Annotated in this window: 26 protein-coding genes; 15 read left to right on the top strand and 11 right to left on the bottom strand. The window is 68.4% G+C overall.

Going from position 1 to position 25,890, the window contains the following annotated elements; translation table 11 throughout:
* Window positions 1-8 precede the first annotated feature (8 nt).
* Window positions 9-1,553 (bottom strand): ATP-binding protein, encoded by a 1,545-nt coding sequence (locus RYM47_RS03830; RefSeq protein WP_315386196.1) that lies wholly within the window; start codon window positions 1,551-1,553, stop codon window positions 9-11.
* 303 nt (window positions 1,554-1,856) lie between these two features.
* On the opposite strand from RYM47_RS03830, the gene RYM47_RS03825 reads away from it, so the two are divergent.
* From RYM47_RS03825 to RYM47_RS03815, 3 genes are all read left to right on the top strand, one after another.
* Window positions 1,857-2,816 carry a helix-turn-helix domain-containing protein gene (locus RYM47_RS03825; protein WP_315386194.1) on the top strand — a complete coding sequence of 320 codons (960 nt, stop codon included), beginning with the start codon at window positions 1,857-1,859 and terminating at the stop codon, window positions 2,814-2,816.
* Window positions 2,817-2,947: 131 nt separating this feature from the next.
* Window positions 2,948-3,616: a response regulator transcription factor gene (locus tag RYM47_RS03820; RefSeq protein WP_315386193.1), complete on the top strand. Its 669-nt coding sequence runs from the start codon at window positions 2,948-2,950 to the stop codon at window positions 3,614-3,616.
* 120 nt (window positions 3,617-3,736) lie between these two features.
* Entirely contained in the window at window positions 3,737-4,126 is a 390-nt protein-coding gene (locus RYM47_RS03815; protein WP_315386192.1) for a response regulator transcription factor, read from the top strand.
* A gap of 12 nt (window positions 4,127-4,138) precedes the next feature.
* Here RYM47_RS03815 and RYM47_RS03810 read toward each other — a convergent pair whose 3' ends face one another.
* Window positions 4,139-5,305 carry a hypothetical protein gene (locus tag RYM47_RS03810; protein ID WP_315386191.1) on the bottom strand — a complete coding sequence of 389 codons (1,167 nt, stop codon included), beginning with the start codon at window positions 5,303-5,305 and terminating at the stop codon, window positions 4,139-4,141.
* Between the two features lie 131 nt (window positions 5,306-5,436).
* On the opposite strand from RYM47_RS03810, the gene RYM47_RS03805 reads away from it, so the two are divergent.
* The 8 genes from RYM47_RS03805 (at window position 5,437) to RYM47_RS03770 (ending at window position 12,730) form a co-directional block, all read left to right on the top strand.
* Entirely contained in the window at window positions 5,437-5,868 is a 432-nt protein-coding gene (locus tag RYM47_RS03805) for a hypothetical protein (RefSeq protein WP_315386190.1), read from the top strand.
* Window positions 5,865-6,377 (top strand): DUF202 domain-containing protein, encoded by a 513-nt coding sequence (locus RYM47_RS03800; RefSeq protein WP_315386189.1) that lies wholly within the window; start codon window positions 5,865-5,867, stop codon window positions 6,375-6,377. The genes RYM47_RS03805 and RYM47_RS03800 overlap by 4 nt, the downstream gene beginning before the upstream one ends.
* Before the next feature lie 12 nt (window positions 6,378-6,389).
* Complete coding sequence (locus RYM47_RS03795; RefSeq protein WP_315386188.1) at window positions 6,390-7,313, top strand: formylglycine-generating enzyme family protein; 924 nt, start codon at window positions 6,390-6,392, stop codon at window positions 7,311-7,313.
* Window positions 7,314-7,318: 5 nt separating this feature from the next.
* Window positions 7,319-8,302, top strand: a complete 984-nt coding sequence (locus RYM47_RS03790) for a transporter (RefSeq protein ID WP_315386186.1) — start codon at window positions 7,319-7,321, stop codon at window positions 8,300-8,302.
* 50 nt (window positions 8,303-8,352) lie between these two features.
* Window positions 8,353-9,165 carry a DUF2092 domain-containing protein gene (locus tag RYM47_RS03785; protein ID WP_315386184.1) on the top strand — a complete coding sequence of 271 codons (813 nt, stop codon included), beginning with the start codon at window positions 8,353-8,355 and terminating at the stop codon, window positions 9,163-9,165.
* A 1-nt stretch (window position 9,166) separates the two neighbouring features.
* Window positions 9,167-9,703 (top strand): hypothetical protein, encoded by a 537-nt coding sequence (locus RYM47_RS03780; protein ID WP_315386183.1) that lies wholly within the window; start codon window positions 9,167-9,169, stop codon window positions 9,701-9,703.
* A 107-nt stretch (window positions 9,704-9,810) separates the two neighbouring features.
* Window positions 9,811-10,359 carry a DUF4136 domain-containing protein gene (locus RYM47_RS03775; RefSeq protein WP_315386182.1) on the top strand — a complete coding sequence of 183 codons (549 nt, stop codon included), beginning with the start codon at window positions 9,811-9,813 and terminating at the stop codon, window positions 10,357-10,359.
* 94 nt (window positions 10,360-10,453) lie between these two features.
* Complete coding sequence (locus RYM47_RS03770; protein ID WP_315386181.1) at window positions 10,454-12,730, top strand: patatin-like phospholipase family protein; 2,277 nt, start codon at window positions 10,454-10,456, stop codon at window positions 12,728-12,730.
* A gap of 1 nt (window position 12,731) precedes the next feature.
* Here the strand turns inward: RYM47_RS03770 and RYM47_RS03765 are convergent, their stop codons facing one another.
* Window positions 12,732-12,917: a hypothetical protein gene (locus tag RYM47_RS03765; RefSeq protein ID WP_315386180.1), complete on the bottom strand. Its 186-nt coding sequence runs from the start codon at window positions 12,915-12,917 to the stop codon at window positions 12,732-12,734.
* Window positions 12,914-13,081 (bottom strand): hypothetical protein, encoded by a 168-nt coding sequence (locus RYM47_RS03760; protein ID WP_315386179.1) that lies wholly within the window; start codon window positions 13,079-13,081, stop codon window positions 12,914-12,916. Before RYM47_RS03760 ends, RYM47_RS03765 begins: the two co-directional genes overlap by 4 nt.
* Window positions 13,082-13,176: 95 nt before the next feature.
* On the opposite strand from RYM47_RS03760, the gene RYM47_RS03755 reads away from it, so the two are divergent.
* On the top strand, window positions 13,177-13,317 hold the full coding sequence (locus tag RYM47_RS03755) for a hypothetical protein (RefSeq protein ID WP_315386178.1): 141 nt from the start codon (window positions 13,177-13,179) through the stop codon (window positions 13,315-13,317).
* Between the two features lie 203 nt (window positions 13,318-13,520).
* Here RYM47_RS03755 and RYM47_RS03750 read toward each other — a convergent pair whose 3' ends face one another.
* From RYM47_RS03750 to RYM47_RS03730, 5 genes are all read right to left on the bottom strand, one after another.
* Window positions 13,521-14,321, bottom strand: a complete 801-nt coding sequence (locus RYM47_RS03750; protein WP_315386177.1) for a DUF2092 domain-containing protein — start codon at window positions 14,319-14,321, stop codon at window positions 13,521-13,523.
* Between the two features lie 111 nt (window positions 14,322-14,432).
* Window positions 14,433-16,331: a DUF885 domain-containing protein gene (locus tag RYM47_RS03745; RefSeq protein ID WP_315386175.1), complete on the bottom strand. Its 1,899-nt coding sequence runs from the start codon at window positions 16,329-16,331 to the stop codon at window positions 14,433-14,435.
* Window positions 16,332-16,408: 77 nt separating this feature from the next.
* The gene (locus RYM47_RS03740) at window positions 16,409-17,242 is read right to left on the bottom strand and encodes a class I SAM-dependent methyltransferase (protein WP_315386173.1); all 834 of its coding nucleotides are present in this window, start codon (window positions 17,240-17,242) and stop codon (window positions 16,409-16,411) included.
* 55 nt (window positions 17,243-17,297) lie between these two features.
* Entirely contained in the window at window positions 17,298-18,620 is a 1,323-nt protein-coding gene (locus RYM47_RS03735) for an Nramp family divalent metal transporter (protein WP_315386172.1), read from the bottom strand.
* 43 nt (window positions 18,621-18,663) lie between these two features.
* The gene (locus RYM47_RS03730) at window positions 18,664-19,623 is read right to left on the bottom strand and encodes a LysR family transcriptional regulator (protein WP_315386171.1); all 960 of its coding nucleotides are present in this window, start codon (window positions 19,621-19,623) and stop codon (window positions 18,664-18,666) included.
* Window positions 19,624-19,719: 96 nt separating this feature from the next.
* Here RYM47_RS03730 and RYM47_RS03725 point away from each other — a divergent pair, with 96 nt between their 5' ends.
* On the top strand, window positions 19,720-20,916 hold the full coding sequence (locus tag RYM47_RS03725) for an MFS transporter (protein WP_315386170.1): 1,197 nt from the start codon (window positions 19,720-19,722) through the stop codon (window positions 20,914-20,916).
* On the opposite strand, the gene RYM47_RS03720 is transcribed toward RYM47_RS03725, so the two are convergent.
* Both RYM47_RS03720 and RYM47_RS03715 read right to left on the bottom strand, forming a co-directional pair.
* Window positions 20,913-21,572 (bottom strand): response regulator transcription factor, encoded by a 660-nt coding sequence (locus RYM47_RS03720; RefSeq protein WP_315386168.1) that lies wholly within the window; start codon window positions 21,570-21,572, stop codon window positions 20,913-20,915. The two genes, RYM47_RS03725 and RYM47_RS03720, sit on opposite strands and share 4 nt — an antisense overlap.
* Window positions 21,569-24,595, bottom strand: coding sequence for a triple tyrosine motif-containing protein (locus RYM47_RS03715; RefSeq protein ID WP_315386167.1), 3,027 nt, complete (start codon window positions 24,593-24,595; stop codon window positions 21,569-21,571). The genes RYM47_RS03720 and RYM47_RS03715 overlap by 4 nt, the downstream gene beginning before the upstream one ends.
* 185 nt (window positions 24,596-24,780) lie before the next feature.
* Here RYM47_RS03715 and RYM47_RS03710 point away from each other — a divergent pair, with 185 nt between their 5' ends.
* On the top strand, window positions 24,781-25,437 hold the full coding sequence (locus RYM47_RS03710; protein ID WP_315386166.1) for a hydrolase: 657 nt from the start codon (window positions 24,781-24,783) through the stop codon (window positions 25,435-25,437).
* A gap of 2 nt (window positions 25,438-25,439) precedes the next feature.
* The gene (locus RYM47_RS03705) at window positions 25,440-25,847 is read left to right on the top strand and encodes a DoxX family membrane protein (RefSeq protein ID WP_315386165.1); all 408 of its coding nucleotides are present in this window, start codon (window positions 25,440-25,442) and stop codon (window positions 25,845-25,847) included.
* Window positions 25,848-25,890: the final 43 nt, after the last annotated feature.

Below are 25,890 nucleotides of genomic sequence, written 5' to 3'. Positions count from 1 at the left end.
GAGGGCGGTCAGCGTCCGCGCTGCGCGTTGTCGCGAAGTGGGAAACGAACCTCGATGCGCGCTCCGCCAAGCGGGCTGGTGTCCACGTGCAGCACGCCGCCCAGCAGCCGTGCACGTTCCTCCATGCTGATCAGGCCAAGCCCCGGCGCACGCCGCAGGTGGCCGGGGGGAATACCGATGCCGTCGTCGTCCACGCGCAGGAGCAGCTCCGCGCCGCGTACGCAGACCAGCACGTCGGCGACCCGGGCGCGCGCGTGCTTGTCCACATTGTTCACCGCTTCCTGCACGATGCGGAACAGGCTGAGCTCCTGTTCGTCGTTGAGCCGGGGCGCGTCTTCGATGCTGCAGCGCAGGCGCAGTCGACCGCGTGCATTGCGCTTGATGCAGAAGGCGTCCAGCGCGCTGGCGAGGCCTGTGAAGCGCAGGATGCTGGGGTGCAGTTCGTGCGAAATGGCACGAATGTCATTGGAGACCGAAAGCAGCTGGTCCTGCAGTTCCACCACGCTGGGGCGTTCCTCCAGGGGAATGTGGTTGCGCAGCGTGCTGAGCCGGATCGAGATGGCCGCCAGCGACTGGTTGACGTCGTCGTGCAGGTCGCGCGCGATGCGGGTGCGCTCTTCCTCCTGCACCACCAGCATGCGCCCGGTCACTTCACCCAGGCGGGCATACGCCCGTTGCAGCTTGATCCTGCTCGACAACTTCTGTTCCGCGAGCGCGCCCAGGAACAGCAATGCGAAGCCGGTGCACAGGGTCCACGCCTGGCCGGTGAGCAGGTTGCGGTCGATTGACCAGAATCCAAAGGGTCCCAGGCCTTCCACGCCCAGCTGCATGCCAAGCACCGCCACGGCCAGCATGGTGACCGAAGCGCCGGCGACGCCGAATACGATCAACGCCCAGACCAGCAGCGGAATGGGGGCGAGGGTCAGCAGCGGCGTCATGACCCCGTCCTGCCAGTCCACCGTCCACAGCACCACCAGCAGCCCAAGCAGCACCATCGCCATGGCCAGCGAGTGCCAGTTCCAGCCGTGGCGGCGTTCGGGGGCGTCGATGATGCGCGCCACGTTGACCAGCGCCGGCACCAGCACCAGGTAGCTCACGGCGCTGGTCAGCGCGAGCTCGCGGACCGCGGCCGGGCCGCTCGCACCGCTTCGACCGCCCTGCGCCAGGGAGTACCACCAGGCCCCGCACAGCGGCAGCAGCACGCACGCCAGCAGCAGGAACAGGCTGAGGTCGCGATAGTCTTCCAGTGCGGCGCGCTCGCCTCGCCAGCGCAGCAACAGCCACGCCACTGCGGCGACCATGGCGAACTCGCCCAGGCTGGCCAGCAGTCGCGGCAACGAGGCCATGGGGACCAGCGGCAGCGACAGCACGGTGCCGATACACGCGGCCAGTACACAGGTGCGCCAGTGGTCGCGCGGGGTGACCAGCAGGAACGCAAGAAGCAGCGGGCCGGGAATCCAGATCACATGTAGATGGAGCTGGTCCGGCAGCACGGTGGGAAGCCACTGACCGAGCATGCAGCCGACCAGCAGCGGCGCTGCGAGTGTTAACAACGTGCGAACATCGAGTGCAGAATATGTGAAGCGCCCCGCCCGGCGTGCCCGGCCGCGACGGCGCGGCGTATCCGGCGCGTCGACGCCGGCGCGATTCACCTGGCTGCTGGCCTGCACTCTGCACCTCGGGAGATGGGCGGGATCGCGGAAGGCGATCCATGCGCCATACGTGGTACGACCCTCTGCTTGACCGCTTGCCGCCGTGCTGCTTCACCCCCCACAATCGGACCGATGTAAACAGGTTGACGCGACGCACGCTATCCACATTCCGACGTGACGGGGGAGCTGGCGATGGATGAACCGATGTCACCGTACAGCCGTTTCGTGGTTGACGGTTTCGATGCCGACGCCCTGCTCGGGGTCGTCCGCGATACGCGCTTCGAACAGCGCCTGCTGGCCTCCGGCCATTTCCGCGCCTGTGTGCAGCGGCTGGTGTTTCCGGAGTTCAGCCTCGACAGCGGCGCTTATACGCTGCCGATCTTCGCCAGCGGCAGCTTCAGCCAGGGCATGATCGCGCTGGCCCTGGCGGTCACCTGCGCGCAACCGATGTGGGCCAACGGACGCTGGATCGCGGCAGGCCAGGTCATGGTATTTGCCGAAGACAGCGAACTGAATGTCCGGCCCAGCCCTGGCGGCTGGCAGTGGGCGGTGATGCTGATTCCACGCGAGGTGCTGCAGCGCGAGTCGGTGCGGCGGCTCGGGCGCGAACTGCGGTTGCCGCGCACCGGCTGGCACAGTCGCACGGCGGCCCCGCGCGATGCGCGAAATCTGTGCGAAGGGGTGTTTTCGGTGCTGCAGGAAGCGGCCGAATGGCAGGGGGTGGTACTGCCCGAGCAGCTGGAGGTGCAGGCAGGCACCCTGCTGGGTGTATTCATCGATGCGGTCGGGGCGTCCGATGGCGGTCCGGAGCGACGGGGGCTGGGTAGCGGCACCGAACGTCGGCGTGACGCGATCGTGCGCCAGGCCGAGGCCTACCTGAAGTCGCAGCTGGAAAATGCCTACGACAGCCGTGCGCTGTCCCGCTACCTGGGGGTCGGCGAGCGGCAGCTCGAGCGCCTGTTCCGGGATGCTTACGGCCATGGTCCCTGCCACTGGCACCAGCTGGCACGCTTGAATCTGGCACGCAGTGCGCTGCGCCGCGCGCAGGGCCGGGTCGGGGTCACCGAGGTCGCTACCCGCTATGGCTTCGCCCACCTTGGCCGGTTTTCCGTGATGTACCGTGATGTATTTGGAGAAAGTCCCCGCGACACGCTGCGTGGCTGAATCGTTGTAAACGTCAGTCACAGAACACGCTGCCGTCACGGACCCATCACACTGCGACTGTAATTTTCAGGTCGTTGCGTGGCGGCAGCCGCAGAGCTGCTCCACGCAGTACTTCAATCAGGGGACGATTGATGACCATGGGAGACGAGCACATGCAGGTTTCGTATTCGACGGCGGAGTGCCGGTATCGCAGGGTAGTCCTGGCAGACGACCACCGGGTGGTGGCACAGGGCATCGAGCACCTGCTGGAAGACCGCTTCGATTCCATCGAGCTGGTCTGTTCCGGCGAAGAGCTGGTGGAGGCGGTGCGGCGCGATCCACCGGACGTGGTGGTGGCCGATATCAGCATGCCCGGCCTGACCGGCATCCAGGCCCTGCGCCGGATGCGCGAGGAAGGCTTCGAGATGCCCGTGGTCTTCCTCACCATGCATGACGAGTCCAGCGTTGCCGCCGAAGCGATCCGCGCCGGTGCACGGGGCTACGTTCTCAAGAGCGCGGCCGGCGAAGAGCTGGTGCGGGCCCTGGCCGGCGTGATGGGGGGGCACACCTACGTGACCCCGACCCTCGCCGTGGACGCCATCGCCAGCGCCGGGCGCCAGCAGTACGTGCTGACCGACAAGCAGCTGCGCATCCTGGAGTACGTGGCGCGCGGCCTGCGCTCCAAGCAGATCGCCTACGAGCTGGGCGTGTCGGTACGCACCATCGAATCGCACAAGTACGCGATCATGCAGGAACTGGGCGTGCACGGCACCCTGGAACTGGTGCGCAAGGCCGAACACGAAGGGTTGATCCGGCACTGACCCGGCGCAGGACCCCGGCTTGGGCAAGTAGATTTACTTGCCCACTCCCGGTTGTTTTTCCCTTGTTCCGGCGCAGGGTGCGGCACACCATCAGGATGTTCCATCACCCGCCGGAACCTCATGAATGCTGCCCGAGTGCTGCTGGCTGAAGACGGTTCCGCCATGGGACGGCAGCTGCGCGGGCTGCTGGCCGAGCAGTTCGAGGTGATCGGGCTGGTCCAGGACGGTGCGTCCCTGGTGAAGGCCGCGGAAAGCATGCTGCCGGACGTAGTCGTCACCGATATCGCGATGCCCGAGATCGATGGACTGGAAGCGGCGCGGCGGCTGCGTCTGCAGCGCCCGGTGCTGGGCGTGGTGTTCATCACCGTGCATGCCGAACCGCAGATGGTCGACCAGGCCATGGCGCTGGGGCCGTGCAGCTATGTGCTCAAGTCCGATGCTGGCGACGACCTGGCGCTGGCGGTGCAGGCCGCGCTGCGCGGCGAGCGCTTCGTGTCGCGATCACTTTAGGGCGGGCGCTGCTCAGACCAGGATGCCCATCAGCTTGGCGACCAGTTCGTCGAACGGGAACGCCAGAAGCGCAAGCGGCATCAATGGCACAACAGCGGCCATCGCCACGGAGAGCAGATTCCAGCGCGTGATCGGCACCACCGACATCGCCACGATGCTCTGGTAAACGCCGCCGAAGTCGGCAATGGCGGACGCATCGCCGGTATCGACCAGCGAGTCCGGACCCGCCGTCGCGTCACTGGCTGCCTGCCAGCGCTCCTCGAAGGTGGCCGCAGCTCGGTTGCCCAAGGCGCCGAAGCGGTACAGGGCATGGCGCCGCACCCGTACCAGCAACGGCGTGAGCAGCAGCAGCGGGGCCATCAGCAGCACGGTTGCACCGACCACGTAGCCGGCCAGCAGGTGGCGCAGATCGTAGAGGGTCGTGCCCATGTAGAGCATCTGGTTGACGCAGGCGCCGGACACCAGCAGCCCGCCCGCAGCGGCCAGTCCGCTGAACCGCTCCTGGGCCAGGCCGAGGAAGGCAAGACCGGCGGACTGGTCCGGATGTTCGGCGTGCAGGTCCAGGCCGACCCACGGCAGTCGCCACAGCAGCAGCGTCCACAATACGAAGCGCCAAAGCCACAGCAGCACGACCAGCCGGAACAGCGGCGTGGCGACCCAAGCATCCCAGTGGCCGGCGGCGGTGAGCACACCGTTGGTCGTGCGCCAGTCGGGTACGCCCTGCAACAGGCTGACCACGCCGCTCTGGTAGAGCACCGGCGCGATCGCCAACCCGATGCAGACCAGTTCCGGCACCCAGCTGTCGCGGCTGCGCCGGACCCGCGCCAGCAGCGCGTGCAGGCGGTGCTGGCGTTGCGGACGAACCAGGCTGGCGTGGGTCAGCTGGCGGATCGACGTGCGCAGCAGGTCGTCGGCGCGCGGTGCGGCCAGGATCAGCAGGGGCAGGCCCAGCAGCAGGCGGGCGAGGGTAGCGTAGTCCCCGAACAACGCCATGGCGCCGTGTCGGGGCCACAGCGTGGCCTCTGCGTGGGCCAGCAGCATCATCGGCAGCAGCGCCAGCGCGGTCAACAGCGCAGCCAGCCATACTGAAAGCCGGCGGCTGCGGTGCAGGGCACCGCTGGCATGCAGCACCCGGTGCACCAGACCACCCCGCATCAATGAGTAGCTGTCCCGGCTCATGCGCACTGAGCATACCCCTGCGGCCGCCCGGGGCAGAGGCAGTAAAAATACTGATACGCGTGCAGTACCTATCCCGATGTGCGGTGCAGGCGCCGCCGCCAAGCTGGACGCCTGTACAACGGAAACCGGCCATGCTCCTGGTCATCGACTTCCTGACGCGTTTCTGGACAGACCTGATCGGTCGGACCGATGGCCCGATGACGTTTCGTTTCTTCCTGCAGCCGACCATGGCGCTGATCACCGCAGTGATCGATGGCGTCCGCGATGCACGCGCGGGCCGGCAACCGTACGCATGGCTGATGGCGCATAGCAGCGGTCCGGAGCGCCTGCAGAAGTGGCGGGAGGGCGTCAGTGCCACTGCGAGGATCCTGCTGCTGGGGGTCGTGATGGATGTCATCTACCAGGTGCGTGTGTTCGGCGGTTTCCGGTATCCACTGGAAGCGTTCGTGCTGGCCCTGCTGCTGGGTTTCATTCCCTACCTGATCCTGCGCGGCCCCTTTACCCGGCTGGCCACCCGCTGGATCCACCGCCATCCCCACGCAGGCAAGGACTCACCGCAATGACCGAGAAAGACCCGCGCAAGGCCTTGTCCGAAACGGCAGTCACGTTGGCTGAAGCGCGCCAGACGTTGGGCGACGCCGACGCGGTGTCGCTGGAGCTGTCCTCGCGGCGTACCGGCATGTCGTTCCAGCGCACCCGGATGAGCGCCGACCGCACGCTGATGTCAATCATGCGCACGGCGCTGTCGCTGATCGGCTTCGGCTTCACCATCTACCAGTTCTTTGGTCGCATGCTGCAGACGCCCGGGGTGACATTGCAGCCGCATGCGCCGCGCAACTTCGGCGTTGCACTGGTGGCGTTGGGCATCATCATGCTGACCCTCGGCATCATCTACCACCTGCGTTACATGCAGGGCCTGCGCGCCGAGCGCAGCATGATGAAGAAGGAAGGGTTGATCCACGGCGAAAGCCATTACCCGGTCTCCCTGACCCTGATCACCGCAGGCCTGCTGTGGATGCTCGGCCTGCTGGCAATCGCCGGGATGACCTTCAACATCGCACCGTTCGGCTGAGGAGAGACAGGGATGAGCGTAGTGGCCGACACCATGATCGATATCGAAGGCGGGCTGTTCCTGATGGGGTCCAACGACCATTACCCGGAAGAACGGCCGGCGCACAAGGTGCGGGTGGCGCCGTTCCGGATCGACCGGTATCCGGTGACCAACCGCGAGTTCTCGCGCTTCGTCCGCGACACCGGCTATGTGACCTTCGCCGAGCGGCCGGCCGACCCGCGCGACTACCCGGGGGCCGATCCGGCGCTCCTGGTGCCGTCCTCGGTGGTGTTCGTGCAGCCGTCCGGCCCGGTGGACATGTCCAACACGCACAACTGGTGGCAGTACGTGGCCGGCGCCAACTGGCGCCACCCGCGCGGCCCGTTCACCCGGCTGGATGGGCTGGACGACCACCCGGTGGTCCATCTGACCTTCGCCGACGCACAGGCGTATGCCGAGTGGATCGGCAAGTCGCTGCCGACCGAGGCGGAGTGGGAGTTCGCCGCGCGCGGCGGCCGCGAACCCAGCGAGTTCGCCTGGGGCGAGGAGTTGACCCCGCGCGGGCGCCACCAGGCCAACACCTGGCAGGGCGAGTTTCCGTGGCAGAGCCTTGACGAGGATGGCTATCGCTGGACCTCGCCGGTCGGCAGTTATCCCCCCAATGGTTACGGCCTGTACGACATGATCGGCAATGTGTGGGAATGGACCACCGACTGGTACCAGCAACACGACCAGATCCCGGGCAAGCCGTGCTGCGCGATCGACAACCCGCGCGGCGGCGAGCGCCAGCGCAGCCATGACCCCAACGATCGCAGCGGCATGCCGCGGCGCGTGATGAAAGGCGGCTCGCACCTGTGTGCGCCCAATTACTGCCGTCGTTACCGCCCTGCCGCGCGCATGGCCCAGCCGATCGATACCTCGACCTGCCACGTCGGCTTCCGCTGCGTGGAACGGTGAGCGCCATGACCACCACGACCGCACGCCTTTACCGCCGAAACTGTATCGCCAGCGCCGTGCTTGCCGGTGCGCTTGCGCTGGTGGCCGCGCTGCCGGCGCACGCCGTGGAAGGGGGGCTTGGCCGTTCGATCACCGGGATGCAGATCACGTCCTATGTGGGCGTGATCCCGCCCGATCCGGGCATGCAATGGTCGCTGAGCTACGTCAACTACAACGGCAAGATCGGCGGCAGCCGACCGGCGCCCATCGCCGGCCAGGTGTCGGCAGGGCTGGAGGCCGACGTCAGCCTGACCGCGGCAACCGGCATCTACGTCTGGCCGACCCACGCGGGCCGCTGGAATTTCGCCTCGATGGTGACCGCGCCGTATATCGACGCGGACGTCACCGCGAGCCTGCGCGGGCCGCTGGGCAACCAGGTACGTACCGAGGACAGCGCTTCGAACTGGTTCGACCTGTATTTCGCGCCGGTGATCGCCGGCTTCCACATCAACGAAGTGCAGCATCTGTCGTTCGGGCTGTACGTGTACGCCCCCACCGCCCAGTACACCCCCGGCAAGCTGGCCAATCCGGGCTTGAACGTGTGGACGGTATCGCCGGCGGCCGGTTACACCCACCTGTTCCAGAAGGGCACCCTGGAGTTCAGCGTGCTCGCCGGAATGGACTGGTACAGCCGCAACGATGACACCGACTACAGGAACGGGTTGGTACTGCGCACCGATGCGTTGCTGGTCAAGCGCACCGCCAACGGGTGGGGTTTTGGTGCGGCCGCTGGGTGGTTGCAGCAGGTGCAGGACGACGACAGCGCCCTGGCCGACCAGCTCAACGGGTTCAAGGGCCGTTCGTTCGGGCTGGGGCCGGTGCTGACCTATGGGAAGAAGTGGTCGGGCGGTGAGCACGTGGATGTGTCGTTCCGCTATCTGAGTGAGTTCAGCGTGCGCAACCGCTTCGAGGGCGACCCCTGGAGCGTGTCGATCAGCGCGGGCTTCTGAGCGCGCGAGCTTCCACGTCGTATGTTCCCCATCGCATCTGGAGACCTTCCATGCCCACCGCCGCCACCTGCATTGCCCGAACTGCCTGCCTGCTGATTGGCGGGTTGGTCGGGGGCGCGTACCCGGTACTGGCCGCACCGCCGAGCCCGTCGCCGGCCGGCACCGCCGCCAGCGACCTCGATCCGGAAGCGCTCGCGGCATTGGACCGGATGGGGGCGGCGCTGCGGTCGCTGAAGTACTTCACGCTGACCTCGGAAGGCAGCACCGAGCTGGTGCTCGACAACGACCAGAAGATCGAACTGGACGGGATGGTCACCTACAAGGTGCAGGCGCCGGACAAGCTGTTCCTGGAACTCAACAGCGACCGCCAGCTGCGCCAGCTGTTCTACGACGGCAACGCGCTGACCGTGTATTCCCCGCGCCTGAAGTACTACGCGCAGGTGGACGGGGTGGGCGCGACGCTGGGCGAGCTGGTCGACCGCGCGTCGACCCGGTATGGCATCGAACTGCCGCTCGCCGACATGTTCCTGTGGGGCACCGACAAGGCGCCCACGAGCAACATCCGCAATGCGCTGCATATCGGTGGCGGCACCATCGACGGCGAGGCGGTGGAGCAGTACGCCTTCAAGCAGGATGCAGTGGACTGGCAGGTATGGATTTCCAGGGAAACCTCGTTGCCGAAGAAGCTGGTGATCAACGCGCTGGACGACCCGACCCAGCCGCAGTACCGGGCGCGGCTGCATTGGGACACACGCACCCCGGTGCCCGCCACCGCCTTCCAGTTCACCGCGCCGGCCGATGCGGCGCGGATCAAACTGGTGTCGGCCGCAGTTGCGGCCCCGGATGCTGGCCAGGAGAACTGACATGCGCAGCTTGACCACGTCCCGTACCACGCTGCTCACTGCCGCTGCCAGCCTGCTGGTGCTGGTCGCCATTGGCATCACGCCGGTTCATGCCCAGCATGGGGCGCGCGGCGGCGGCCACGCACGGGCCGGCGCCCACGGCGGCGGTCACGCGCGGGCCAGCGCCCACAGCAACGTCAACCGGCCGGTGGAGCGGCCGCATGGCGGCGACCACCGCGACGTGAACCGGAATGTCAACCGGAACACCAACCGAAACATCAACGTTAACCGCAACGTCGACGTGCATGTCGACAACCACGGCCGCTACGACGACCACTGGGACCGCTACGACGACCATCCCTTCGCCACGGCGGCCGCGGTAACCGCCGGCGTGGCGGTGACCTCGGCGGTGATCGGTTCCATCGTCAATTCGGTGCCGCCCAGCTGCGTGACCACGGTGATCAACGGCATGGCCTACCAGCAGTGCGGAAACACCTGGTACGAGCCACGCTACAGCGGCACGACAGTGCAGTACGTGGTGATCGAATCACCGCGCTGAGCGCGGACCGGTAGTTTTGCTGGCCGCACTGCGTAGTTATTCGGATGACCACGCGGTGCGGCCGGGGCTAGGCTGGAGGCCAATCCACGAAATGGGAGTCGTGTGTGATGAAAGCCTTTGCTATTGCGGTCCTCGCTACGGCGCTGGTTGCCTGTACGACCACGCCCACCGTCCACACCGACTTCGACCCGGGCGCGAACTTCGCCTCGTTCAGGACCTACACCTGGGCCATGAAGCCGCAGGGCGGCTCGCCGCTGGTGACCCAGCGCATCGTGGACGGGATCGACGCGCGCCTGGCCGCGCGCGGCTGGACCCAGTCGCCCAACGGCGACGTCGCACTGGCCGCGCATATCGTGACCAGCCAGCGACAGACCCTGGATACCTTCTACACCGGCAGCAACATGGGCGGCTGGGGCTGGCGCGGCGGCGGCTGGGGCGGCGGCATGGGCATGGGCTCGTCCACCACCACGGTACGCACCTACGATGTCGGCACGCTGGTGGTGGACATGTTCGACGCCAAGAGCAAGCAGGCGGTCTGGCGCGGCACTGCCAGCGCGACCGTGCCGTCTTCGCCGGAACGCGTCAACGCCTCCATAGAGGCCGGCCTGGACAGGCTGTTCGCCGGGTTCCCGCCGGGCAGCGCCCCGGCCAAGTGATCGTGCACCGTTTCTGAGTTTCACCGCGCGGCGTCGTGCCGAGGCCCATCCCTCCCACCGGCACGATGCCGCGCACTTTTTGACGAGGTGCAGCGTGGCGACACGTGCGAACGCGGCCGTTCAACGCTGCCTTGGCGGGTTGCTGCTGGCGCTGTCCGGGTTGCCGGGCGTGGCGTGGGCGGCAGAGGAATCCGAAGTGCTCGACGGCACGCAGTGCGGCCGTCGCGATCCGGGCGACAGCCGCCCCCGGATCGGCGTGGCGCTGGGTGGCGGCGGCGCGCGCGGCATCGCGCATGTGCGCATCCTGCGCCAGCTCGAGGCGCTGCACATCCCGGTGGATTGCATCGCCGGCACCAGCGCCGGTGCGCTGGTTGGCGCGCTGTACGCCTCGGGCAAGACCCCCGAAGAGATCGAAAAGGTGGTACTGGACACCAACTGGATGGCGATGTTCAGCGATACCCTGCCGCGCCGCGAGCGCTCGCTGCGGCGCAAGGGCGACGACTACCAGCAGCTGGCGCCGATCGGCATCGGCCTGGGCGGGCAGGGCAAGCGCATCCAGCTGGCCGGGGGCATGGCGCAGGGCGAACGGTTGATCGCGCTGTTCGAGACCGCTACCGGCGGCAGCCGGGTCAGTGGCGACTTCGACGATCTGTCCATTCCGTTCCGCGCCATCGCCACAGACCTCAATACCGGCGAGGCGGTGGTCCTGGACCACGGCAGCCTGCCGCTGGCGATGCGCGCCAGCATGTCGCTGCCCGGCATCTTCCGGCCGATCACGATTGGCGACCGGGTGCTGCTGGATGGCGGGGTCTCCAACCAGGTCCCGATCGACGTGGTGCGCGCGATGGGTGCAGACCGGGTGATCGCAGTCGACGTGGGCACGCCGCTGACCGAGCTGGACCGCGATGCCAGCCTGGTGGATGTGATCGGCCAGCTCAGCGGTTTCCTCACCACCCGCAATGCGCAGCGGCAACTGGACACACTGGGGCCGCAGGACCTGCTGATCTCCCCGCCGCTGACCGGCAAGGTCGCCACCGGCGACTTCGACAAGGCACCGCTGGCGCTGGAAATCGGCCAGCAGGCGGCCGACAGTGCCACGCCGGCGTTGCGCGCCTTCTCCGAGCCCGAGCCCGTCTGGCAGCGCTGGTACGCGGTCCGCGAGCAGCGGGCCGCCAGCGCCGCACCCGCGCCGATCGCCTTCATCGACGTGCGCAACCACACCGCCTATGCCGATGAACTGCTGTTGTCCTACCTGCCGGTGGAAATCGGCAAGCCGCTGGACAGCAAGGGCATGCAGGAAGGCGTGCTGCGCGCCTATGGCATGGATACGCTGGCCAGCATCGGCTATGAAGAGACCCGTCGTGATGGCCAGGTCGGGGTGGTGATCACCGCCTATGAAAAGCCGAACGGTCCGGCCTACCTCGAAGCCGGGTTGCGGCTGAGCAACGACCTGGACGGCAACCACGAAAGCAACCTGCGCGCCGGCCTGCTGTTCGCGCCGCTCTCGCCGTACGGCGCCGAGGCGCGGGTCACGCTGCAGATCGGCAGCGAGCCGGCCATCACCGGCAGCTACTACCACCCCTTCGACGTCGGCAACCGCTACGCGTTCGAGGCGGACGGCGGCTACGAGCCCCGCAGCTTCAACGTGTTCGACGACCACGGCAACAAGACCTCGCGTTACCGGGTACAGCGGACCGGCGCCAGCGTGGACCTGGTACGCAACGTCTCCAACGTACTGTCGCTGCGCGTGGGGCTGGAGCGCTTTGCCGGCAATGCGCGGATGGACATCGGTTCGCCGCAGGTGCCGCGCACTACGTTCGACGAAGGCGCCGTCACCGCCAGCGCGACCTATGACAACATCGACAGCCTGTACTTTCCGCGCAACGGGTTCCTGGTCAACCTGGGCACCTACCAGTCGCAGAAGGGACTGGGCGCGGATGCGCGCTTCGGCCAGATCGACCTGGACGCCGTGGGCGCGTTCCCGATCGGCAGCAATGCGGTGCAGCTGGGCCTGCGCTACCACGTGACCAGTTCCGGTACGGCTCCGGTGCAGAGCCTGTACCGGTTGGGCGGGCGGTGGCGGCTGGCCGGCTTCCAGCAGAACCAGCTGACCGGGCAGGACTATGCGTTGGCCTTTGCCGGGTACACCTACGAGCTGGGCAAGGTGCTGGGGCGTTCGGCGCAGGTCGGGGGCACGGTCGAATACGGCAACGCCTGGCAGCGTCGTTCGGACATGTCGCTCAGCGACGGCATCTGGAACGGCAGCCTGTTCCTGGGCTTCGACTCGTGGATCGGGCCATTGATCTTCGGCATTGGCATGCGCGAAGGCGGGCACCGCGTGGTGTTCATCGAGTTGGGGCAGACGTTGTAGGTCACAACACCTGCGACAGGATCACGCCCAGCGCGCCGATCCAGCACACCAGTACGAACCATGCCAGCACTGCATTGGCGGTGATGCCGCGCTTGCGCACCAGCAGGCTCACCACGAGTGCCGCGATCAACGGCACCAGGAACAGGGCCAGGAACCACAGCCACGGATGCTGGAAGGTGTGGTTCATCGCGGTGCGTCCACCACCACGTACTGCACGGTGGTGCCGACATAACGCGGCTGGTACCAGCCATCGCTGCACTGCTGGTAGCCGATGCCATCGACCACGATGGTGCTGCAGTCCACCGGCAGGGTGTACACCACCGAGCCGATCGCGGCGGCGGTAAGCGCCACGCCGGCGGTGACCGCGGCGGCGCCCCAGAACGGGTGATCCCAGTACGGCGGCGGGGGCGGCGGATAGGGGTGCGGTCCTGGCCCCGGCCCGGGATGTGGACCGGGGCCAGGACCAGGACCAGGACCAGGACCTGGGCCGGGATGTGGACCCGGGCCCGGACCCGGGTGCGGTCCAGGACCAGGACCGGGATGTGGACCTGGCCCAGGCCCCGGACCCGGGCCAGGATGCGGTGTGAATCCGCCACCGCCGTGGAAGCCTCCGCCGCCACCGGCGAATCCACCGCCACCGCCAAAACCGCCGTGGCCGGCAATCGAAGGATGGGCGAAGCCGCGCATGCCGGGGCGCGCGTCGGCCGTTGCCGGCAGCAGCAGCGCTACGCCGCTGGCGCACAACAGGGCGGTGAGCAGTGCGGTGCGCAGGGGTGTGATGATGGTCATTTCAACGGCCTCCCGTGGCGGTGTCGTCGGCCGCGACGGCGACCGGCACGAACACGATGCGGGTGGCACCGTCCGGTCGGAACACCAGGTCATTGGCGGCCACGCTGCGTTTCGTGTCCCAGTTCAACGTCGCCAGGTAGCTGGGCAGCGCCGGATCGGAATGGCTGGTGATCAGCAGCTGCAGCGGCAGCCGGGTGGTGTCGGAGATCCACACCTGCCAGTCCACGCCGGGCTGGCGGAACGCATAGTGGCGGGTGGGCTGGTCGTCGATGCGTTCGGTGCCGACGAACAGCGCCGAGTCGATGCGTTCGGTCGGGAACCCCGGCGTGCCCCACAGGAACAGGTCCGCCAGCGGGAATTCGATGCCCAGCTGGGTGGCCGAGTCGCTCAGCAGGGCCTGGCTGCTGCGGTCCAGGTTCTCGACCTGCGCGTAGAACTTCTGCGCCGGCGAGGCAATCGTCAGCGTATGGCCGTCGTAGAACAGCTGGCGGTGCTGGTGGTCGCTGCGGATCTCGACGAAAAAGCGGTCCGGGCCCAGCACCTTGTAGTCCACCGTACCGGCCAGCGCCAGCTTCTGGCCATCATCGAGCACATACTCGGTGCGCGTGGTGGCCGCCAGGGTGAACTGTGGCAGCGCACGCAGCGCCTTGCCCATCCGCTCCAGCGCGGCGATCGCATCCGGGTCGCGCGTGGCTGCGCCCACGGTTTCGCTGGCGGTGGGCGGTGCGGCGCCTACAGTCGACCACGCCAGGGGCGCAGCCAGCAGCAGGGCCAACAACAGGACGGAACGGGACCGGCGCATGGGGCTCTCCTGTGGGTGACGGCCCAGACCACGGGCCATGCCCCACTGTGCGCACCCGCTGGCGGGCCGACAACCGGAGTTACACCGACCCGCCCTAGGTATTTCTACCGGTCATGGCGCGCGGCGCGGGTCGCCGCCGCCGCTCGCGATCCAGCCGTCCACCGCCTGTTCGACCACGGTCATCGGCATGGCTCCGTTGCCCAGGACCAGGTCGTGGAAGGCGCGGATGTCGAAGCGCGGGCCAAGCGCCTTGCGGGCCTTCTCGCGCAGCGCGAGCAGGCGCAGCTGGCCCATCTTGTAGGAGGAAGCCTGGCCGGGCTGCACCAGGTAGCGGTTGACCTCGATGCGCACGTCCGATTCCTTCATGCCGGTCTTTTCCTGCATGTAGGCAACGGCCTGCTCCGGGGTCCAGCGCTTGCGGTGCAGGCCGGTGTCGAGCACCAGTCGCACCGAGCGGAACATTTCCGCCTGCAGCCTGCCGATGTCGCCGGCCGGATCGTCCTTGTACACGCCGGCTTCGGCCATCAGCTGTTCGGCGTACAGCGCCCAACCTTCGGAGAACGCGCTCGGGTTGAGGCTGCGGCGCAGCAGCGGCAGGTCGGTAAGGGTCTGTCCGATCGAGATCTGGAAGTGATGGCCCGGCGAGCCTTCGTGGTAAGTCAGCGTGGGAATGCTCCAGCGCGTGTTGGAGTCCATGTCGCCGAGGTTGATGTAGAAGGTACCCGGACGCGACCCGTCCATCGCCGGCGGGTAGTAGTAGCCGCCAGGCGAGGTCGCCTGCATGTGCGCAGGCACCGGTTGTACCACCAGCTTTTGAGGCGGCAGGTGGCCGAAGTAGGTGGGCAGCAGCGGATCCAGATCGCGCAGGCGTTTTTCGATGTCGCTGATCAGCTGCTCGCGTCCAGCGTCGCTGTCGGCGTAGCGGTAACGCGGATCTTCGCGCAGGGCCTGGATGCGTGCGGCCACGGTGCCGTCGCGCAGGCCCAGTTCGCGCAGCCGCGCATCCATGCTTTTCTCCAGTCGCGCCACCTCGTCCAGACCGATCTGATGAATCGCATCGGCGCCCAGATCGGTGCTGGTGTACCAACGCAGCGCGGCGTCGTAGTACTCATCGCCGTGCGGCAACGCCCACATGCCCTTGTTGCCCGGGTGGCTGGCACGCAGCGCCTGCACGCGGTCGAGCAGTCGCTGGTAACCGGGATTGACGGAATCGCGGACCGCGAGCGTGGCCTGCTCGATCAACGCGGCGCGTTCGGCGGCTGAGAGTGCGCTCACCTTGTCCAGTCGCCGTTGCAGCGATTTCACCCAAAGGCTGTCCGCAGGTGCCGGTGTGAGCAGCGTGCGGAACTGGGTGGCGGCGCCGTCCAGCGCAACTTCCGGTGGCACCACGCCCTGCGCGGCCTGCAGGTCCAGGTTGGCGCGCACCTGGTCGAGCTTGGTGCCCATCGCGTTCAGGCGTGCGATGTAGTGCCGTGCACTTTTCGCGTCGGTCACCTGGTGCTGGTTGTCGAAGAACTGCGGCAGGTTCACCGGCAGGCTGAACAACTGGTCCACCGCGTAGGTGCTGCCGCCTACCGGCAGCCAGGCGGCCGACCACGGCACCGCCATCAGGTCGATCTGCGCCTGGTAGAACCAGCGTGCCAGCCCATCGCTGAGCTGCTGCTGGGCATCCAGCGGCGCGCCGTTCCAGCCCTTGATCGCGGCCAGGTTGTCGGCCAGCAGGCGGTGGTTGACTTCGCGCTGGGCCAGCGACACATCGGTGAGCCGGGCGGAGCTGTCGTCCGCGCCATCGCCGCCGATGCCCAGCACCGTACGCAGCTCGGGATCGGAGTTGATTGCCGCCATGGTCTGCGCGTCGAGCAGGGCGTTGAAGCTCTGTGTGGCGGGCGTGGCGGGCGTGGTTGCGGCGGGGCGCGCGGTCTGCGCGGCAACCGGCGAGGGATGCAGGGCTGAGGCGATGGCCAAGCAGAGCAGGGCGGTGACAGCGACGACAGGCTTGGACGAAAGCACGGGGCAACTCCAGTAGCGGGCGGCTGGATCGGAGGCTACAGGAAAGAGCCGCCGGGCAGAGCCCGGCGCTACGGATGTCACATCGCCTGGATATCCCAGCATGCGGCATTGAACACCACCCTGTCGCCGCGGACGAACGGCGCGAAGGCATCGACCACGGTCTGCAGGATCCGGGCGCGGTCGGCGGGTGCGAGGTCGGCAGCACGCAGCGCCTGTCCGACCGGGCCCAGCAACGACACGTAGGTCGGCAACTGGTCCGCCGCGATACTGCACGAAACATCCAACGGCGCGATCTCGATGTCATTCCAGCCGCTATCGTGCAGCAGGCTCCGCACCTTCTCCGCATCAGCGAATGCGAACTGCCCCGGACCACCTTCCGCCCGCGCCGGCAGGGTCAGCAGCGGGGCAGCGGTGCGTTCGGCGGTGGTCATGAACGGGTTGTCGGCCGGGCTGCGCCACGCGATGGCATGCAGGCTGCCACCGCTGCGCAGGGCGCGGTGCAGATTGGCGAAGGCCCTCACGGGATCGTTGAAGAACATCACCCCGAAGCGCGACACGATGCGATCCAGGCTGTGCGGAGCGAAGGTGTACTGCTCTGCATCGGCCACGGTGAAATCGATGGACTTCCCGGCGGCGTGTGCACGCTTGCGCGCGACCTCGATCATCGGCGCGGAGATGTCGACCCCACTGCAGCGCCCCTCCGCCCCGAGCTGGTCGGCAATGGCCAGGCACACCGCCCCGGTGCCGCAGCCCACATCCAGCACGTGCGCGTCCGGGGCGGTTGCGATGGGGTCGGCAAGAACGGGAACGAAGCCCGCGAACATGCCATCAAGCAGGGATTGCGCCTGCACCCAGGCATCGCCGGCCGGGCCGTTCCAGAGATCGTGTTGGGTGGGAGGCGTGGAGGTCATGGGCGGATGCGTTGTCTGCAGATGCGACAGGGTGCCACCTCAACCGTGATTGAGGTCAAGAGCCGTGCGCGAAGAAAAACCCAACCAGCAATTTCACATTCAACACCACGATCACCGCGCCGATCACCCACGCCAGCCCCAGCAACCAGCGCGGCGCCACCAGCGCGCCCATGCGCGACTTGTCGCCCACGAACATCACCAGCGGGATCACCGCGAACGGGAGCTGCATCGACAGCACCACCTGGCTCAGCACCAGCAGCCTGGCCGTGCCTTGTTCGCCATAGATCGCGGTCACGATCACCACCGGCACGATGGCGATGCCCCGGGTAATCAACCGCCTCGCCCACGGTGCGATCCGCAGGCGCAGGAATCCTTCCATCACGATCTGACCGGCCAGCGTGGCTGTCACTGTGGAGTTGATCCCCGAGGCCAGCAACGCCACCGCAAACAGCGTGGAGGCCACGCCCACGCCGAGCATCGGCGCCAGCAGTTCGTAGGCCTGTTCGATCTCCTGCACGTCGGTACGACCGTTGGCATGGAACACCGCCGCCGCCAGGATCAGGATCGCGGCGTTGATGAACAGCGCCAGCATCAGCGCGATGGTGCTGTCGGTCACCGCCCAGCGCAACGCGCTGCGTCGGCCCGGGTCGGTGCGCGGATAGGCGCGGGTCTGCACGATGGACGAATGCAGGTACAGGTTGTGCGGCATTACCGTGGCGCCGATGATGCCGATCGCCAGGTACAGCGCGTGTGGATTGGTCACCACCTCGGCGCGTGGAATGAACCCGCCCAGTACCGCGTGCAACGGCGGCGCGGCCAGCGCGATCTGGATCGCGAAGCAGGCGAAAATCACCAGCAGCAGCGCGATCACGAACGCCTCCAGCGCGCGGAAGCCACGATTCATCAGCCACAGCACCAGTACCACGTCCACGGCGGTGATGATCGCGCCCATCAACAACGGCAGGCCGAACAGCAGCTTCAGCGCGATCGCGGTGCCGATCACCTCGGCCAGGTCGCAGGCAATGATCGCGACCTCGCACAGCAGCCACAGGCACAGGTTCACCGGCTTGGAGAAGTGATCGCGGCAGGCTTGGGCCAGGTCGCGCCCGGTGGCGATGCCCAGCCGCGCCGACAGTCCCTGCAGCACGATCGCCATCAGGTTGGAAAGCAGGATCACCGACAGCAGCAGGTAGCCGAACTGCGCGCCGCCGGCGATGTCGGTGGCCCAGTTGCCCGGGTCCATGTAGCCCACCGACACCATGTAGCCCGGGCCGAGGAAGGCCAGCAGCCGGAACCACCAGTGGCCACCGCTGGGCACGGCGACGCTGGCGTGCATTTCGCCGAGACTGGGGGTGGGGGTGGTGGGGTGTGCGCTCATGCCTCGAATATAGCAGAGGCTATGTTATGCAGTCCGTGCAAAATCAACCCGGGTTTCGGCGAGGCGGCGCAGGCAATGAACGCATGCCATGGGTATACGGCAGGCTGGCCTTCATGCTGTCGATGAAGGCGCGCAGGCGCGGGGGAATCTGCCGCGCGGCGGGGTACACCAGGTGAACCGGCAGCGGCGGCGCCTCCCAGCCGGGCACCAGCTGCACCAGTCGACCCTCGCGCAGGTCGTCGGCCACCAGCCACGCCGACACCACGGCCGCCCCCAGCCCGGACAGCGCTGCGCGGCGCACTACGAACAGATTGTCGGTGAGCAGGCGCGGCTGGATGTCCACCCGCAGGGCCGGGCCGTCATCGGCGGGCATCAGGCTGAAGCGTTCGCGGTAAAAGGTGGTAAGCGCGATCCACGGCAGCCCGGGCAGCAGGCCGGGGTCGTGCGGGTCGGCCGCACCCAGCAGCGTCGGCGCGGCGATGACGATCCGCGGCACTTCGGCCAGCGGCACCGCGACCAGCTGCGGCGCATCCACGCCGCCGACCCGGATCGCGCAGTCGATGCCATCGGCGATGAAGTCCACCGGGCTGTCTTCCAGCATCCATTCCAGGGTCACCTGCGGGTGGCGCGCCATGAACTGCAGCATGGGCTCCAGCAGCTGGGCCTGGCCGAAGGCATGCGGCACCACCACGCGCAGCCGCCCGCGCGGCATGTCGACCTCGCCGCGCAGGTCGGCCTGGATCGCGTCCCAGTCGTCCACCAGCGCGCGGGCGTGGGCGTAGCAGCGCTCCCCATCCTCGGTGAGGGTCATCTGGTGCGTGGAGCGCTGGATCAGGTGCAGGCCGAACAGACGTTCCAGGGTCTGCAACCGTCGGCTGACAGTGGGCTGGGTGGTGCCCAGCTGCACGGCAGCGGCCGACAGGCTGCCGCTCTCGACGATGCGTACGAAGGTATGCAGCAGGTCGATCCGGTCCGCGCCGGCGGCGGGGGACGGTGTGGTCATACAACCTTCGTATGATGGATATGTACCCAAGCCTACTACACGCATGGGCGGACAGAGAGGAACCTTGCGGCATCCTCTTTCTGGCTGGAGCGCCTCATGTCCACCACGCATATCCCCGCAGTGCCGTCCCACGCCGCACATGGCGTCCCTGCACGATTGATCGTCTCGCTCGCGGCCGGCGCCGGGTTCTCCGTCGCGTCCATCTACTACAGCCAGCCCATGCTGGGCGTCATCAGCGGCGGCCTCGGCAGCGGTGAGCAGGCCACGGGCATGGTGCCCACGCTCACCCAGCTCGGGTACGCGCTGGGCATCCTGCTGCTGGCACCGCTGGGCGACCGCTTCGACCGCCGTCGCCTGATCCTGGTGAAGTCGCTGGTCCTCGCGGCGGCGCTGACCTTCGCCGCCATCGCCGGCAACCTGCCGACGCTGCTGCTGGCGAGCCTGCTGATCGGGTTGATGGCCACGGTGGCGCAGGACGTGGTGCCTGCCGCCGCCACGCTGGCACCGGAGGCACACCGCGGCGCGGTGGTCGGCAAGGTGATGACCGGCCTGCTGCTGGGCATCCTGTTGTCACGGGTGGCCAGCGGGCTGGTCGCGCAGTGGCTGGGCTGGCGGGCGATGTTCGGCTTCGCGGCCGGCTCGGTGGTGCTGATGGCGCTGGCCCTGGCGCGCGAGCTGCCGCACATGGCGCCGACCACGAAGCTGGGCTATCCGGCGCTGCTGCGCTCGTTGTTCGGGCTGTGGCGCGGGCAGCCGCCGCTGCGGCGTGCGGTGTACGCGCAGGGGCTGCTGGCGGTGGGCTTCAGTGCGTTCTGGTCGACCCTGGCAGTGATGCTGCACACGCGCTTCCAGCTGGGCAGCGCCGTGGCCGGGGCATTCGGTATTGCCGGTGCGGCCGGTGCCTTGGCCGCGCCGCTGGCCGGGCGCTGGGCCGACCGGCTCGGCAGCCATGCGGTGGCGCGCATCGCGATCGTGATCGCGCTGGCCGGATTCGCGTTGCTGCTGCTGGACCCGTGGCTGTCGCAGGCGGCGATCCTGCCGTTGCTGGCGATCAGCGCGGTGGTGTTCGACTTCGGCTTCCAGGCCGCACTGGTCTCGCACCAGACCCTGGTCTACGGATTGGCGCCGGAAGCGCGCAGCCGGCTCAATGCGCTGCTGTTCACCGGCGTGTTCCTGGGCATGTCTGCGGGCGGTGCGCTGGGTGCGGTGATGCTCGCGCACTTCGGGTGGAGCGGGGTGGCGATGCTGGCGGTGACCACAGCCGGGATGAGTTTCGTGGTGCGCCGGCGTTAGGGCGTGGGTTCGCCGGCATCATCGAGGCTGATGATGCCGCGCTTGAGCGCCAGGGTGACCGCGTGGGTGCGGTCGCGGGCGCCGAGCTTCTCCATGATGTTCTTCATGTGCGCTTTGACGGTCTGTTCGGAGATGTGCATGCGCTCGCCAATCCCCTTGTTGGAGCGGCCGCCGGCCACGTGCCCCAACACTTCGGTTTCGCGCGGGGACAGGCTGTCTTCGACCACGTGCGCGGCGATGCTGGCCGCCAGCGGCGCGGGAATGCCGGCGCGCCGGCCGCTGTACACGGTGCGGATGGTGTCGACCAGCTCGTGGCGCAGCATGTCCTTGAGCAGGTAGCCGCTGGCCCCGGCCTGCAGGGCACGCACCGCGCGTACGTCGCCGCGGTAGGTGGTGAGTACGATGATCCGCGCGCGCGGGTCGTGCTGGCGGATCCGGGTGATGGCTTCGACCCCGTCCACGCCGGGCAGCTGCAGGTCCATCAGCACCACGTCCGGCTGCAGGGCCAGGAACTGGGCCACGGCCTCTTCGCCGTCGGCCGCTTCGCCGAGCAGGTGCATGTCCGGCTGCAGGCCCAGCAGCGCGGCCAGGCCGTCGCGCAGCAGGGGGTGGTCGTCGACCACCAGGATGCCGATGGGCGGGGATGCAGCGGTCATGCGGTCTCTCCGGTGGTGCGCCGCCAGCGCCAGCGCCGGTGGTGATGGCGATAGATGCGCTCGCCGGGCAGGAACAAGGCGATTTCGGTACCGACCTGCGGGCGCGACCACAGCCGCAGCCGCGCGCCCAGGCGCTCGGCGCGCTCGCGCATGCCGACCAGACCCCAGCGGTCGTCGGGCAGCTGCGGTGGCAGGCCGCTGCCATTATCGCGGATGTGCAGGCGAAGTCCGCGCCGCGCGTAGGCCAGTTCGATATCGACGGCGGCGGCCGAGGCGTGCTGCAGCGCGTTGAGCAGGGCCTCGCGACCGATCAGGAAGACCTCTTCGGCGGCATCGTGGCGCAGCGGCCGAGGCGTGCCTTCGATGTTGAGGCGCAGCGCCGGGCTGTCGACATCGTCGACGCGTTCGCCATACACCTGGACCAGCGCCGCGCCTAGGTCCTGGTAGTCGGTGCTGCCGTCGCGCAGCAGCCGCACCCGCTCGCGCGCCTCGCCCAGTGCCTGCTCGGCCTGCTGCATGGCCGCCTCCAGCGCGGCGCGGACGGCGGGTGTGGCCTGCGGCGAGTGGCTGACCGCATGCAGGCGCAGGATCAGTCCCTGGGTGCCCTGCAGCAGGGTGTCGTGCAGCTCGCGTGCGATCCGCTCACGCTCGGCGTGGCGTTCCTTCAGCCGCGCGCGCACCAGCAGGGTCAGGCTGTGGCTGCGCAGGCGCATCGCCAGGCCGATCAGCGCCAGCATGGCCAGCACGCAGGCGGCACCGAACCAGACGGTCTGGTACCACTGCGGTGCGATGCGGAAGCTGCGCTGGGCCTGCGCGGCACTCCAGACCTGGTCTTCGTTCGCGGCCCGTACTTCGAAGCGATACGCGCCGGGCCGCAGGTTGGTATAGAACGCGCGGGTCAGGTTGCCGGCGTCCTGCCACTGGTCGTCGAGCCCGACCAGGCGGTGCTGGTAGCGGACGCGCTCAGGGCGCGACAACGACACGGCCTGGTAGTCGATCTGCAGCTGCGCGGTGCCCGCTGGCAGCCGCAGCCCGTCGCGCAGCGGTTGCTGGGTACCGGCGGAGGACAGCGTACCGATCCTCGGCACCAGCGGCAGCGCGTCGGTGCGCACCTTCTGCGTGTCGAGCCAGGCCAGCCCCTGGTTGGTAGCAAGCCAGAGCAGGCCGTCGGCGGCCAGTACCGCGCTTGGCACCGGGCTGGCCTGGGTGGCGATGCCGGGCATGCCATCGGGCGTGTCGAACAGGCGCGGCGCGGTTTCCCGACCGGCATCGACCGCGCGCTCGAACGCAACGGCCCCGGCGCGGACCAGGCCACGGCTGCCGTTGAACCAGTAATGGCCGTGCGCGTCGCGGACGATCCCGGTGATGCCTTCGAACAGGCCATCGCCTGCGGCGCGCGCGGTGCGGAAGCGACCGTCGTGGCCGAGCAGCGCCAGCCCGTTCTCGCCGGCCACCCAGATCCGGTTGCCAGCCTGTGCAGCCGCAGTGACCGGACCAACGTCCAGCCCGTCGGCACGGGTGTAGTGGCGGTAGTGGCCGTTGCTGCCGATGCGCAGGGTGCCGTCCGGGTAGCCGATCAGACGCTGGCCGTGGCTGCCGGCGGCCAATGCCGTACAGCCCTGGCGCGGCAACGCTGGGTCGCGCGACCAGCGACCCGCGCGGTACTGCAGCAGCGTGTCGCTGCCCAGGCAGAACCAGGCCTCGGCGCGACCGAGCGGCAGCAGCGCACGTAGTTCGTGCGGCACCGGAAAGCCGGGCGGCGACAGGGCCTCCCGCTGGCCGTCGACGATCCGCACGAGCGCATTCCAGTCACCCAGCCAGAGGGGTTGCGCGGTGGTCCTGGCGGCGTCCCGTTGCACTGCAGGCGCGGCATCGCGCAACGCGCGGCGCAGCGCCAGCGGCTGCAGGTCGGCGCCATGGCCGAACACCTCGCCGTCGGGGGCACGGTACAGCGCCTGCAGCGGGTCCCCCGTGCCGCGCAGGGCCAGCGCATGCACCTGGTGTTCGCGAAAGCGGTTGAGTCCGAGATTGGTGCCCACCCAGACGTTGCCTTCGCGGTCCTGCAGCAGCGGACCGGCGGTGGTGGAGGCCAGGCCCTGTGCGGCATCGAAGCGTTCGATACGTTGCCCGCTGTCGCCCTGTGTGACATGGAAGATGCCGCCGTTGGCGACGAAGCTGCCCCACAGGCTGCCGTCGGCGGCGAACTGGATTCGCCCAGCGAGCAGCCCCGGCAGGCGCCGTGCCTCCCGCTGTGTGGCGGTGAGCACGCCGCGCGCATCGGCAATAGGCATGACCCCGCGTTGGCGATCTGCCAACCACAGCTGGCCGTCGCCGCGCAGCGCAAGCGAAGAGAACGCGGACACGGCCAGGCCAGGACGTTCGAAGCGCGTGGCATGCGCGCGCAGCCGCCACAGTTGGCCGCCGGCGAGCAGCCACAGCGTGCCCCGGTGGTCGCGCAGCGCCCAGTGCGCGGCAATGTCGCCGATGCCCATGGCAGCCGTGGGTGCCTGCCAGCGTCTGCCATCGAACCAGCGCAGGCCCGCGTCGGAAGCCGCCCACAGGCGGCCACTGGCATCGCGCTGCAGGCGCGGAATCAACCCCGGGCGCAGTCCGTCGCGGCTGCCGAAGTCGCGCGCGCCATGCGCGTCGAGCCGGGTGATGCCGCCGTTGTAATAGGCGATCCACACCGTGCCGTCCGCATCGACCGCGAGCGAGGTCATGTTCGCCGAAGGGAAGGAGCCGCCGTTCGGCGGAGTAACGCGTTCGAACTGGCGCCCGTCGAAGCGGTACAGGCCGGCGCCGCTGGCCAGCAGCAGGCGGTTGTCGGCCAGCTGGGCGATGTCCCAGATGTCGCCAGGTGCGCCCTGGCCGACCCGCCATGCGCTGTGTTCGTAGTCGGACAGTGCGGCCGCTGCGGCGGGAAGGGCGGACAGCAGGAACAGCGCGCCCGCCAGCAGCCAGCCGCGCGCCCGTCGCACGGTCGCCGGGGCGGTCGATCGGGGTACGAAGGGCACACGCTGCATGCGCGGATTGTCTCAGGCCGGGTGCAGCGCATGACTCCCCATTCGGGGCAGGCGCAAGGGGGCCGCAATGGGGTAGCAGCACCGGCGTCTCCCCCAAAAGAGTAGCTGCGCCCACCACCCAAGGGGGGTAGGGCATTGGCGCGGCGAGCGTCACCATTTCGTTATCCCTCCCGCAAGGACTTCCGATGACCACCGCCACCGCCGTTCCGGGCAGCTCGCTGCTCTCGCCGACCAATCACGCCCTGGTGCTGATCGACTTCCAGTCGCAGATGGCGTTCGCCACGCGCAACATCGATATCGCAGCGCTGCGCAACAACGTGGAGATGCTGGCCAAGGGTGCGGCCGGCTTCAAGGTGCCGGTGGTGCTGACCACCGTGGCCGAAAAGTCGTTCTCCGGCCCGATGTTCCCGGAACTGCCGGCCATCTTCCCGGGCCAGAAGGTGCTGGACCGCACCACCATGAACAGCTGGGAAGACCAGCCGGTGGTGGATGAGATCAACCGGATCGGGCAGAAGCGCGTGGTCCTCGCCGGTCTGTGGACCAGCGTCTGCATCGTCGGCCCGGCGCTGTCGGCGATCGAGCAGGGCTTCGAGGTCTACGTGATCACCGACGCCTGTGGCGACGTCAGCGACGAAGCGCATGAGCGTGCGGTGACCCGCATGGTCCAGGCCGGCGCGGTGCCGGTCACCGCCCTGCAGTACCTGCTGGAACTGCAGCGCGACTGGGGCCGCGGCGCCACCTACGACCTCACCACCGGCATCGCCCGCGAACATGCCGGCGGCTACGGCCTGGGCATCCAGTACGCCAAGGCGATGTTCGGCGCGCAGGAAGGCGGCCACTGAACATGGCCGGCAGCACCACCGGCCTGGACCTGGGGCTGCTGGTGCTGCGGCTGGCGGCGGGTGGTTTCCTGCTGCCGCACGCGCTGGGCAAATTGTTTGGCTGGTTCGGCGGCCCCGGCCTGAGCGGGTTCGCCGAGGAGCTGCGCGGTTTCGGCCTGCCTGCACCCGCACCCGCACCGCTGCTGCTGGCGGTGGTTCAGGTGCTGTGCGGGCTGGCGGTGCTGCTGGGCTGGCAGACCTGCGCGGCGGCAGGCATTGCCGCGCTGTTCCTGGCCACCACCGCCGTGCTGGCCCTGCCCAAGGGCTGGTTCTGGATGCACGGCGGCATCGAGTACCCCCTGTTCTGGACGTTGGCGCTGCTGGCCATCGCACTGGCCGGACCGGGCGCACTCGCGCTGCAGTCCCTGTGAGCGGAGCGCCCCCACGATGACCTCTGATCCCTCCCTGCCTGGC

It is taken from the genome of uncultured Stenotrophomonas sp., assembly GCF_963519125.1.
Classification (GTDB): domain Bacteria; phylum Pseudomonadota; class Gammaproteobacteria; order Xanthomonadales; family Xanthomonadaceae; genus Stenotrophomonas.
The sequence above is the reverse complement of the archived record's forward strand: the minus strand, read 5'-3'. Positions and strand labels throughout refer to the sequence as shown.

Bases quoted from the DNA above. Each gene is read 5' to 3' on its own strand.
- RYM47_RS03775 (WP_315386182.1), top strand. From the start codon at position 9,811: ATGAAAGCCTTTGCTATTGCGGTCCTCGCTACGGCGCTGGTTGCCTGT.
- RYM47_RS03735 (WP_315386172.1), bottom strand. From the start codon at position 18,620: ATGAGCGCACACCCCACCACCCCCACCCCCAGTCTCGGCGAAATGCAC.
- RYM47_RS03805 (WP_315386190.1), top strand. From the start codon at position 5,437: ATGCTCCTGGTCATCGACTTCCTGACGCGTTTCTGGACAGACCTGATC.
- RYM47_RS03785 (WP_315386184.1), top strand. From the start codon at position 8,353: ATGCCCACCGCCGCCACCTGCATTGCCCGAACTGCCTGCCTGCTGATT.
- RYM47_RS03790 (WP_315386186.1), top strand. From the start codon at position 7,319: ATGACCACCACGACCGCACGCCTTTACCGCCGAAACTGTATCGCCAGC.
- RYM47_RS03705 (WP_315386165.1), top strand. From the start codon at position 25,440: ATGGCCGGCAGCACCACCGGCCTGGACCTGGGGCTGCTGGTGCTGCGG.
- RYM47_RS03710 (WP_315386166.1), top strand. From the start codon at position 24,781: ATGACCACCGCCACCGCCGTTCCGGGCAGCTCGCTGCTCTCGCCGACC.
- RYM47_RS03820 (WP_315386193.1), top strand. From the start codon at position 2,948: ATGACCATGGGAGACGAGCACATGCAGGTTTCGTATTCGACGGCGGAG.
- RYM47_RS03730 (WP_315386171.1), bottom strand. From the start codon at position 19,623: ATGACCACACCGTCCCCCGCCGCCGGCGCGGACCGGATCGACCTGCTG.
- RYM47_RS03825 (WP_315386194.1), top strand. From the start codon at position 1,857: ATGTCACCGTACAGCCGTTTCGTGGTTGACGGTTTCGATGCCGACGCC.
- RYM47_RS03725 (WP_315386170.1), top strand. From the start codon at position 19,720: ATGTCCACCACGCATATCCCCGCAGTGCCGTCCCACGCCGCACATGGC.
- RYM47_RS03795 (WP_315386188.1), top strand. From the start codon at position 6,390: ATGAGCGTAGTGGCCGACACCATGATCGATATCGAAGGCGGGCTGTTC.
- RYM47_RS03740 (WP_315386173.1), bottom strand. From the start codon at position 17,242: ATGACCTCCACGCCTCCCACCCAACACGATCTCTGGAACGGCCCGGCC.
- RYM47_RS03780 (WP_315386183.1), top strand. From the start codon at position 9,167: ATGCGCAGCTTGACCACGTCCCGTACCACGCTGCTCACTGCCGCTGCC.
- RYM47_RS03810 (WP_315386191.1), bottom strand. From the start codon at position 5,305: ATGAGCCGGGACAGCTACTCATTGATGCGGGGTGGTCTGGTGCACCGG.
- RYM47_RS03765 (WP_315386180.1), bottom strand. From the start codon at position 12,917: ATGAACCACACCTTCCAGCATCCGTGGCTGTGGTTCCTGGCCCTGTTC.
- RYM47_RS03720 (WP_315386168.1), bottom strand. From the start codon at position 21,572: ATGACCGCTGCATCCCCGCCCATCGGCATCCTGGTGGTCGACGACCAC.
- RYM47_RS03800 (WP_315386189.1), top strand. From the start codon at position 5,865: ATGACCGAGAAAGACCCGCGCAAGGCCTTGTCCGAAACGGCAGTCACG.
- RYM47_RS03750 (WP_315386177.1), bottom strand. From the start codon at position 14,321: ATGCGCCGGTCCCGTTCCGTCCTGTTGTTGGCCCTGCTGCTGGCTGCG.
- RYM47_RS03715 (WP_315386167.1), bottom strand. From the start codon at position 24,595: ATGCAGCGTGTGCCCTTCGTACCCCGATCGACCGCCCCGGCGACCGTG.
- RYM47_RS03815 (WP_315386192.1), top strand. From the start codon at position 3,737: ATGAATGCTGCCCGAGTGCTGCTGGCTGAAGACGGTTCCGCCATGGGA.